The organism is Collinsella aerofaciens (genome assembly GCF_901212495.1).
Taxonomy (GTDB): domain Bacteria; phylum Actinomycetota; class Coriobacteriia; order Coriobacteriales; family Coriobacteriaceae; genus Collinsella; species Collinsella aerofaciens_H.
On sequence record NZ_CAAKNY010000041.1, the window covers coordinates 86,264 to 95,448 of the forward strand.

9 protein-coding genes are annotated in these 9,185 nt (G+C 59.2%); 4 read left to right on the forward strand and 5 right to left on the reverse strand.

Annotated elements, in window-relative coordinates; genetic code table 11:
- Positions 1 to 57: 57 nt before the first annotated feature.
- Genes SFLMC1_RS04640 through SFLMC1_RS04650 form a run of 3 tightly spaced genes read right to left on the reverse strand, consistent with a single transcriptional unit; the run spans position 58 to position 2,041 of the window.
- The gene (locus SFLMC1_RS04640; RefSeq protein WP_152074277.1) at positions 58 to 759 is read right to left on the reverse strand and encodes an ABC-2 transporter permease; all 702 of its coding nucleotides are present in this window, start codon (positions 757 to 759) and stop codon (positions 58 to 60) included.
- Complete coding sequence (locus SFLMC1_RS04645) at positions 756 to 1,637, reverse strand: ABC transporter ATP-binding protein (protein ID WP_154063909.1); 882 nt, start codon at positions 1,635 to 1,637, stop codon at positions 756 to 758. Before SFLMC1_RS04645 ends, SFLMC1_RS04640 begins: the two co-directional genes overlap by 4 nt.
- 23 nt (positions 1,638 to 1,660) lie before the next feature.
- On the reverse strand, positions 1,661 to 2,041 hold the full coding sequence (locus SFLMC1_RS04650; protein WP_118388727.1) for a GntR family transcriptional regulator: 381 nt from the start codon (positions 2,039 to 2,041) through the stop codon (positions 1,661 to 1,663).
- A gap of 477 nt (positions 2,042 to 2,518) precedes the next feature.
- Between SFLMC1_RS04650 and SFLMC1_RS04655 the strand changes: the two genes are divergently transcribed.
- From SFLMC1_RS04655 to SFLMC1_RS04665, 3 genes are all read left to right on the forward strand, one after another.
- On the forward strand, positions 2,519 to 4,132 hold the full coding sequence (locus SFLMC1_RS04655; protein ID WP_152074279.1) for a peptide chain release factor 3: 1,614 nt from the start codon (positions 2,519 to 2,521) through the stop codon (positions 4,130 to 4,132).
- A gap of 156 nt (positions 4,133 to 4,288) precedes the next feature.
- Entirely contained in the window at positions 4,289 to 5,011 is a 723-nt protein-coding gene (locus tag SFLMC1_RS04660) for a VUT family protein (RefSeq protein ID WP_226814265.1), read from the forward strand.
- 9 nt (positions 5,012 to 5,020) lie between these two features.
- Positions 5,021 to 5,701 carry an SDR family NAD(P)-dependent oxidoreductase gene (locus SFLMC1_RS04665; RefSeq protein WP_152074280.1) on the forward strand — a complete coding sequence of 227 codons (681 nt, stop codon included), beginning with the start codon at positions 5,021 to 5,023 and terminating at the stop codon, positions 5,699 to 5,701.
- Between the two features lie 54 nt (positions 5,702 to 5,755).
- Here the strand turns inward: SFLMC1_RS04665 and SFLMC1_RS04670 are convergent, their stop codons facing one another.
- Positions 5,756 to 6,481: a uracil-DNA glycosylase gene (locus tag SFLMC1_RS04670; protein ID WP_152074281.1), complete on the reverse strand. Its 726-nt coding sequence runs from the start codon at positions 6,479 to 6,481 to the stop codon at positions 5,756 to 5,758.
- Between the two features lie 213 nt (positions 6,482 to 6,694).
- Positions 6,695 to 8,077: an MATE family efflux transporter gene (locus tag SFLMC1_RS04675; RefSeq protein ID WP_152074282.1), complete on the reverse strand. Its 1,383-nt coding sequence runs from the start codon at positions 8,075 to 8,077 to the stop codon at positions 6,695 to 6,697.
- A gap of 262 nt (positions 8,078 to 8,339) precedes the next feature.
- Here SFLMC1_RS04675 and SFLMC1_RS04680 point away from each other — a divergent pair, with 262 nt between their 5' ends.
- The gene (locus SFLMC1_RS04680) at positions 8,340 to 9,155 is read left to right on the forward strand and encodes a putative RNA methyltransferase (RefSeq protein WP_152074283.1); all 816 of its coding nucleotides are present in this window, start codon (positions 8,340 to 8,342) and stop codon (positions 9,153 to 9,155) included.
- The last annotated feature ends 30 nt before the right edge of the window (positions 9,156 to 9,185 follow it).

Consider the following 9,185-nt stretch of genomic DNA (forward strand, 5'->3'; position numbering starts at 1 on the left):
CTCCTCAAAAAAGACCACGCCAGATCTATGGCGCATGTCCGATGATACCGCGCTTGCCTATAGGTTGCGTGCCCGGTAGACCTTGGTGCTGATGGCACAGCTGACAACGCCAAGGACGACCGTTGCCAGCGCGACGGCACCACACAGGCAACTGAGGACGGCAAGATCGGGATTCGTCCCTGCAATCGACATGAGCTGGTTGCTGATGGGGTTGAATGAGTTTAGCGTGACCATGATAAGGCACATGTATAGGGCGTACAGACCAACGGATAGGCGTTGCGCCTTCATGTGTTCAAATCGAAAGAACAGAGGCAGTACCGAAAACACCGCCATGAGGGAGAAAAGCATCGATATTGCCGAGGCGATTGCGGTCTCAAAGACGGTCTCTCCCGTGGAGGGGATACCCACGCTGTTTAAGATCGGGATGGCGACGATACTCAGCAGCACGGCCGCGCACGCCATGATGACCGAGAAAATAGTGATGCACAGGTAGCGTGCGCTGACGATGTCTTTGCGTGAGATGGGCAGCGTTGCCCGATAGCGCTCCCATCCGTTTTGGTTGTCGAGCCCGGCCAGCGACGTCATGGCCATGATAGGCGACATGGCACTGATCGCGAAGGCGCCGGCGGCGCTCATGTCGGAATCACCATTCGATGCCCTGACGGCGGTCAGCACGACGAAGATGAACAGGCCGACACCTGCGATGCTCGGGACGAGCGTGCGAACGATGGCAAGCTCGGACATAATGGCGCGTTTCATTTCAAAGCCCCTTTCAGCATGAAGCGAAGATAGTCATCAATGGTTGCCCGATCGCAGGGAATCTCGGGGAAGGCCTCGAGCACTTCGCGGTGGTTGGGCACGAGCACGTCCACGCTGTAGGCGTGGCGGGGGGCGCGGGTGCCTTCGACGCAAGCCATGAGCTCGGCGGCCTGTGCCTGGGTGCAGTGGGCGATGCCGGCGCGGTCGGTAATGTCCTCGCGTGGCAGGTAAAACACAATCGAGCCGTTATCGATGCAGACGACGCGGTCGGCAGCACGATCGAGGTCGGACGTAATATGGCTCGAGAGCAGCACGCTGCGCTGGCCGTCGGCGACAAAGGCGAGCAGCTCATCGAGCAGTTCCTCGCGTGCCATGGGATCGAGGCCCGCGGTGGCTTCGTCCAAAACGAGCAGCTTGGCATTGTGGCTGAGCGCGCAGGCGAGCTGCAGCTTCATACCCATGCCGCGGGAGAGGTCCTTGACCTTTGTCTTGGGATCGAGGCCAAATCGGTTGATGAATCCGGCGAACGTTTCGCGGTCCCACGTGGGGTACGCCGGGCCTACGAGCGCCTCGATCTGGCCGACCTTGAGCGTGGAGGGAAAGGGGCATGTGTCCAGCACGAGGCCGATGCGAGAGCGCAGGTGGCGTTGCGACTCATCGGGCGCGTCGGTGCCACAGCGCTGCCCAAACAGGTGCACCTCGCCGGCATCGAGCTTTATAAGTCCAAGCGTGGCGCGAATGGTCGTCGTCTTGCCGGCGCCGTTTGCGCCCACAAAGCCAACAATTTGGCCGGGCTCCACGGCCAACGTGACGCCATGTAGCGAAAAGCGGTCGCTCACGCGGCGTGAGATGTTTTTGAGTTCTAGCAAGTTTTGCATGGCATAGCCTTTCTTGCAGATGGTTACTGCATGGTTTCGGGGGCTACCAGGTCGAGCATCTCGTGCAGTTTATCGCGCGTGACGCCCACGGCTTCGGCTTGCGTTGCTGCCTGTGCGAGCAGCTCTTCGATATGGCAGAGCTGATTTTCGCGCAAGAGTTCTTGGTTGCCCTCGGCGACAAAACAGCCCTTGCCCTGCACGGTGCAGATAAAGCCGAGTTGCTCCAGGTCGGCGTAGGCGCGCTTGGTGGTGATGACACTCACGCCAAGATCGCTCGCGAGTGCACGGATGCTGGGGAGTTTGGCTCCCGCAGCAAGCGTGCCCGAAAGGATCTGAGCTTTGACCTGCGAGGTTATCTGCTCGTAGATGGGCTTGTCGCTCGAATTGGATAGGATGATGTCCACAGCGGCTCCTTAGCTGATGGGCTACACGTGTATATAACCGGTAAGCACAGTATATACACACTATGTACAGTTGTGCAAGAGGAAATTACGGGGCTGTCCGTCCCTCTACTCATCCATATCAATCTGTAACACTAAGACCCGTTTTTGCTGGCTAACTGTTACAGATTGAGACGTTATTTGCCTGTCCATTCATTTGTCTCGATCTGTAACATCTGGAGTTGTTTTTGGCGGCTAACTGTTACAGATCAAGATATTGGCTGCCCGCCCTGTGCGTTCATCTCAATCTGTAACATCTGGAGGTCAAAAACCCTTCTAGGTGTTACAGATTGAGACAAACCGTCGCGGAACACCGCTGACATTCCACCGTCCGAGCCCCAACTGATGAATTTGTCCTGATAGGCGCCCTATGGCGAGGTTTCGCGGCTACAATAGTGCGGTTACATCGACGTAATGCACTCAATGCAAGAAAGGATCCGCATGGCAAGCCTGTCGGATGAAATCTCGTCGCGCCGCACATTCGCGATCATCAGCCACCCGGACGCCGGTAAGACCACGCTTACCGAGAAGCTGCTGCTCTATACCGGCAGCATCCAGACTGCCGGCTCGGTCAAGGGCAAGAGCTCGGCCAAGCATGCCGTCTCGGACTGGATGGACATCGAGAAGGAGCGCGGCATTTCCGTTACCTCCTCGGTGCTGCAGTTCACCTATAACGGCGCCTGCGTCAATATCCTCGATACCCCCGGCCACCAGGACTTCTCGGAGGATACCTACCGTACCCTTATGGCCGCCGACGCCGCAGTCATGGTCATCGACGGCGCCAAGGGCGTCGAGGCCCAGACAAAAAAGCTTTTTAAGGTCTGCACACTGCGCCACATTCCCATCTTCACCTTTGTGAACAAGCTCGACCACGATGCTCGCGATCCATTTGAGCTCATGGAAGAGATCGAGAATGTCCTGGGTATCAATACGTATCCCATGAACTGGCCGATCGGCAGCGGCCGCAACTTCCGCGGCGTGTTCGACCGTCAGACCCGTCGCGTCATTGCCTTTGAGGGCGACGGCCACGCCAACGCCACCAAGAAGGTCGCCGAGGTCGAGGCCGAACTGGGCGATCCTTCCATGGACGAGCTCATCGGCGAGGAGAACCATAAGAACCTGATGGACGACATCGAGCTGCTCGATGGTGCCGGCGACGAGCTCGACTTGGATGCCGTGGCCTGCGGCAAGCTGAGCCCGGCGTTCTTTGGCTCGGCGCTCACCAACTTTGGCGTGGAGCCCTTTCTCAAGGAGTTCCTGCGCCTGGCCCCGACGCCGCGCGCCTATACCGATACGCTCACCGGCGAGCCGGTCGATCCCTGCCGTGACGACTTTAGCGGCTTTGTGTTTAAGATCCAGGCCAACATGGACAAGAACCACCGTGACCGCATCGCCTTTGTGCGCATTTGCTCGGGCAAGTTCGAGCGCGGCATGGACGCCTTCCACGTGCAGGGCAACCGCAAGCTCAAGCTTGCCACGGGCACGTCGATGATGGCCGACGACCGCGCCATCGTGGACGAGGCGTACGCGGGCGATATCGTGGGCCTGTTCGATCCGGGTATCTTTAGCATCGGCGACACCGTGTGCTCCGGCAAGCGCCACGTGCAGTATCCGCAGATCCCGACGTTCGCCCCCGAGATGTTCGCTCGCATTACGCAGGTCGATACGCTCAAGCGCAAGCAGTTCGTCAAGGGCATGGAGGAGCTTGCCCAGGAGGGTGCCATCCAGATCTTCCGCGAGCTGGGTGCCGGCATGGAGAGCGTCATTGTGGGCGTGGTCGGCGTGCTGCAGTTCGAGGTGCTCGAGCGCCGTCTCAAGGCCGAGTACCGTGTTGAGGTTCGTCGTCAGCCGCTGCCCTATACGGATATCCGCTGGATCCAGAACGACCCCGATACCATCGATATCCCGGCTCTTTCGCTCACGCGCGACACGCTGCGCGTCGAGGACATGCGCGGCGGCAAGCTGCTGCTGTTCACGAGCCCGTGGAACGTGGACTGGGCTACCGACCACAACCCCAACCTTATCCTGTCGGAGTTTGGCAACGTAGCCTTTTAACGCATCGGCGCGGTGGCCCTGTGGGGCTGCCGCGCCGCTTGCTTGCCTGATGCCGTGTGAGCGGCTATCATACCCACCGTCGTCTCAAGACCGGGGCGTCCGAGCAGTTCGGGTCCGATATCCTGCTCGTTAAACCTAAAACCAAAGGAGTACATAATGATCAAGAAGGTCATGGAGGACTACAAGGTCCTGTTGCGGAGCATTCCCGCGGCAACGGTTTCGCTGTTTTTCGTGAGCGTCATCATGATGAACCTGCTGGCCAACAAAGAGCTGATCAGCCTGCCGTATCTGGCGCTCGACTGTGGCTTTGTGGTGAGCTGGGTTTCGTTTTTGTGCCAGGACATGATCTGCAAGCGCTTTGGCGCCAGGGCATCCATCAAAATCTCTATCCTCGCGCTGCTGGTCAACCTGGCCGTGAGCCTGTGCTTTTGGGTATGCTCGCTCACGCCTGGCATGTGGGGTGCCTACTACGATACCGGCATGATCGAGGTCAACACTGCCCTTAACGCCACCATCGGTGGCACCTGGTACGTGGTGCTTGGCTCGTCGCTTGCCATGCTCGTTTCTGCCGTGGTTAACTCCACGCTCAATCAGTCGCTCGGCCGTATGGTCAAAAAGAATAATTTTGCGAGCTTTGCCTTCCGCTCCTATGTCTCCACGGGCGTTGGCCAGTTTATCGACAACCTGGTCTTTGCCATCGTGGTGAGCCACACGTTCTTTGGCTGGACCTGGGTGCAGGTCCTTATGTGCTCGCTGACGGGTGCCATCGCCGAGCTGCTGTGCGAGGTCTTCCTGAGCCCCGTGGGCTACAAGGTCGTGCGCGGCTGGGAGCGCGATAATGTAGGCTCCGAATACCTCGAGCGCCACGCAACCGCCTAAGGAGCAAGTATGCGGGTTTTGATCACGGGCGCTGCGGGCGGAATCGGAGCCGCATGCGTGCAGCGCTTTTTGGACGAGGGCCACGAGGTCGTGGGCTTTGACCTGCTGCCGGCGGCGATCGAACACGAGCGCTACCGCCATCTGATCGTCGATGTCCGCGAGCCGGACTCGTTTCCAGGCGACCTTGAGCCCCAGGTGATCGTGAACGTTGCCGGTACACAAGATTCGTCCGATGATATTGCTGCCAACCTGTGTGGCACCATCAACGTGACCGAGCGCTACGCCTTTGTGGGGGAGGGGCTTGCCGCCAAGCCGGCGCCGGCTATCAAATCTGTGGTCAATGTGGGGTCGGCGAGCGGGCATACGGGATCGGAGTTTCCCGCCTATGCCGCCAGCAAGGGCGGCGTTATCGCCTACACCAAGAACCTTGCAAACCGCTTGGCGCCGCAGGCCATCGCCAACAGTGTGGACCCGGGCGGCGTTATCACGCCGCTCAACCGTTGCGTGATGGAAGACGAGCACCTGTGGAACCAGATTATGGAGCTCACGCCGCTTAAACGCTGGGCTACCGCCCAAGAGATCGCCGAGTGGATCTACTTTGTGGGCGTGACCAACCGGTTCATGACCGGGCAGAGTCTGTTGATCGATGGCGGCGAGGCCGGTCGCACACAATTTATTTGGCCCGAGTAGAAAACGCGCCCGATGGCAAGATTGCCGTCGGGCGCGTTTTTGATGTATCGATTTTTAGTCGAGGCAAGCCCAGTTGACGGGGGTCGAGCCGTGCTGTTCGAGTAGCCGATTGGCAGCGGAGAAGGGGCGCGACCCCATAAAGGCGGGGAGTTCTGCCGTGGCACGGTTGGCCGAAAGCGGTGAGGGGTGCGTGGAGGCCAGACAGAACTTGCCGGTTGCCTTGCCCGCGCCGGTCGCGGCGAGCTTGCCCTCGACCATCTGCTGGGCAAAGCGGCCCCATGCCAAAAAGACTACCGGCTGGGGCAACTGGCAGCAGCGTTCGATAACGTAGTCGGTGAGCGTGCTCCAACCCAGTTTGGCGTGCGAGTTCGCGGCATGCTCGCGCACGGTGAGCGTAGTGTTGAGAAGCAGGACGCCCTGTTGTGCCCATGGTGTTAGATCTCCTGTGGCGGGAATAGGGCAGTCCAGGTCGGCATTGAGTTCCTTATAGATGTTGCGCAGGCTCGGCGGCAACTTGGTTTGCGTCGCGGGGACCGAGAACGACAGCCCCATGGCCTGGTTGGGTCCGTGATAGGGATCTTGACCCAAGATGACAACTTTGACCTGGTCGGCCGGCGTGTAGGCGAGGGCATTGAGGATGTCGTCTTGTGCCGGGTAGATGGTCTGCTCGGCACGCAAAAGGGCGATGCGCCCGAGCAGCTGGTTCGTAGTGTCACGTACCGGCTGCGGCGCATCGCCCAACCAAGTTGCTATGTTGTGGTCGCGTGTTGCGGCGTCCATGGGGCTCCTTTACGTCAGATGCTCTGTTGGCATCTATTGTAAAGAATTTCGTCGGCCGATATTCGCGTACGTCCCATTGTACACGCTCCCTCGCGCGACGTGGTGGCGGCCTGGCGCAGCTGGGAGACCATGCCTATCGCCACGAGGCGCTTTATCGACCATATGAGCTCGCATATTGTCCATTAATGACTGGCGGGGCGTTGAGTGCGGTGTTTAGCGGGCTGTCGCTTTGGTTTGGGCGGTGCGATAGGTGCGTGCCGGGTGGCAGAGTAGTACCGCCACGACCATAAAGAATGCCGTGGTGCCCAGGCTGATGGGATAGACCATCATGATGTTCGCAAAGGTGCGGAAGTGCGGGAACACGCAGAACACCCAATAGAAGCGAATACCGCAGACGCAGATCATGGTGATGAGGGCGGGCATGAGCGAGATACCAAAGCCGCGCAGGTAGCCGGACATGTTTTCGTAGAACATGCTAAAGGCGTACGCCGGGAAGATCGAGCACACGCGGATATAACCGATTGAGACGATATTGGGATCGCTGTTGAACAGCGACAAGATCTCGCGCCCCAGGCCGACAATAACGACAATCGTGGTGAGTGCAACGATACCGCCTTCGGTCAGGCAGACTTTGAGCGTTTTGGTGCACCGGTCGATCTGGCGGGCACCGTGGTTTTGTCCCACAAAGGTGGTGCAAGCCTGGCTAAAGCTATTGAGCAGGTTGTAGCACACGTACTCCAGGCTCATGGCAGCGCTCGATGCCGCCATGACTTCGGTGCCCAGGCTGTTGATGGCAGACTGGATGATGATGTTGGCGACGGCAAAGACGGCGCTTTGGATGCCGGCGGGCAGGCCGATCTTGACGATGCGCTTGAGGGCGACGGGGTCTAAGCCTAAGTCGCGCGGGGTGACACGGACGACGGAGTTGGTCTTGAGCAGGCGGATGAAGAGCGTAGCGGCGCTGACGGTGTAGGCGATGGCGGTGGCGATGGCGACGCCCGCGACGCCCCAGTGGAGTACGGGGACAAAGATGAGGTCCAGGCCAATGTTGAGGACGGTGGACACGGCAAGCGCCTGCAGCGGCATGCGGGTGATGCCGACGGAGCGGAAGATCGCGGCCTCAAAGTTGTAGAGCAAGATTGAGGGCATGCTGAGCAAAAAGACGCGCAGGTAGAGTGAGGCGAGCGGCATGGTTTCGGCGGGAACGTTGAGCGCGGCGAGCATGGGCTCGGCAAAGATCTCGCCCAGCGCGATGACGACAAAGCCCATGAGCGCCATTAAAATCGAGGTATGGACGGCGCGTTTGACCATGTTCTGATCGTTGCGGCCGATAGCGTTGGCGATGACCACGTTGGAGCCAAGTGACATGCCAATAAACAGGTTGAGCATAAGACTGGTAAGCGGAACATTGGAGCCGACCGCCGCCATGGCGAGGGTTCCCTGGTCGCCCGAGAAGTTACCGATGATGACCGTGGCGATGAGGTTCGACAGCTGCTCCAAGATGCTCGTGGCGGCCACGGGGAAGGCGAACAGGGGAATATTGCGCCACAGCGAGCCGGTGGTCATATCAATGTGCTTAGATGCGGTGTCAGCCATACGCTCTCAATCTCTAACATGCTATTTCGTGCTCATTTGCGCAGACGATGATACTCCTAATGCAACCAGTCGGCACTTAGGCACGGGTAGTCTTTTTGGGACGGGGCTTTTTTAGCTGCCCTATGTCAAATGCGGCCTCATGCTTCGAAGGCTTCGGACGGGGTAGCTAAAAAAGCCCCGTCCCAAAAAGACTACCCAATGACTCGGTGGGGAAGGCGTGCGACAATGGTGGGCACTGTGTTGTTCGCGCTAAGGAGTTGCCATGTTGTTATGTCCCGTTTGCCATGAGCCGTTGGTGGACGACGAGCGCGGTGCTGCATGCGCAGGCGGACATCGGTTTGATCGCGCGCGCGAGGGCTATTTATATCTACTACGCTCGTCCAAGAGCGGCGACTCTATGGGAGATCCCAAGTCGCAGGCACGCAGCCGTCGTGACTTTCTAAACCGTGGCTACTATGCGCCGTTGCGCGATGCGATGGTCGAGCTCGTGCGCAAGCGGGCGTCTGGGCACGCCGCGTCTGCGAACGGCCCCATGACCTTGCTCGACATTTGCTGTGGCGAGGGCTATTACACGAGTGCCATGGGTGCGGTGCCGGGCGTGGATGCTTACGGCTTTGACCTGGGCAAAGAAATGGTACGCCTGGCCGCCAAGCGCTGCGATGCGACCTGCTTCGTGGCCAACATGAAGGACATCCCCGTGGCCGATGGCGCCTTCGATATGGTGACCGAGCTCTTCGCCCCCTTTAACGAGCGTGAGTTTGCCCGCGTGCTGGCGCCAGAGGGCTCACTCTACACCGTGGTGCCGGGCGCCCGTCATCTGTTTGGGCTCAAGGAGGTACTCTACGACACGCCGTACCTTAACGATGAGAAGCTGCCGAAGACCACCGAGCTCGAGTTGGTCGGAACGCAGCGGGTGTCTGCGAATATTACGCTTCGGACCCAGGCCGACATCGAGGCGGTGTTCCAGATGACGCCGTACTACTACCGCACACGCCCTGCCGACAAAGAGCGCCTGGCAAATTTGGATACCCTTCAAACCGACATCGACTTCATCATCGCCGAGTACCGCCACCGCTAACAACCTGCCAAAAAGGGACAGGTTTATTTT

Excerpts from the sequence above, each read along its gene's own strand:
- SFLMC1_RS04665 (WP_152074280.1), top strand. The coding sequence starts at position 5,021 with ATGCGGGTTTTGATCACGGGCGCTGCGGGCGGAATCGGAGCCGCATGC.
- SFLMC1_RS04655 (WP_152074279.1), top strand. The coding sequence starts at position 2,519 with ATGGCAAGCCTGTCGGATGAAATCTCGTCGCGCCGCACATTCGCGATC.
- SFLMC1_RS04660 (WP_226814265.1), top strand. The coding sequence starts at position 4,289 with ATGATCAAGAAGGTCATGGAGGACTACAAGGTCCTGTTGCGGAGCATT.
- SFLMC1_RS04675 (WP_152074282.1), bottom strand. The coding sequence starts at position 8,077 with ATGGCTGACACCGCATCTAAGCACATTGATATGACCACCGGCTCGCTG.
- SFLMC1_RS04645 (WP_154063909.1), bottom strand. The coding sequence starts at position 1,637 with ATGCAAAACTTGCTAGAACTCAAAAACATCTCACGCCGCGTGAGCGAC.
- SFLMC1_RS04680 (WP_152074283.1), top strand. The coding sequence starts at position 8,340 with ATGTTGTTATGTCCCGTTTGCCATGAGCCGTTGGTGGACGACGAGCGC.
- SFLMC1_RS04670 (WP_152074281.1), bottom strand. The coding sequence starts at position 6,481 with ATGGACGCCGCAACACGCGACCACAACATAGCAACTTGGTTGGGCGAT.
- SFLMC1_RS04640 (WP_152074277.1), bottom strand. The coding sequence starts at position 759 with ATGAAACGCGCCATTATGTCCGAGCTTGCCATCGTTCGCACGCTCGTC.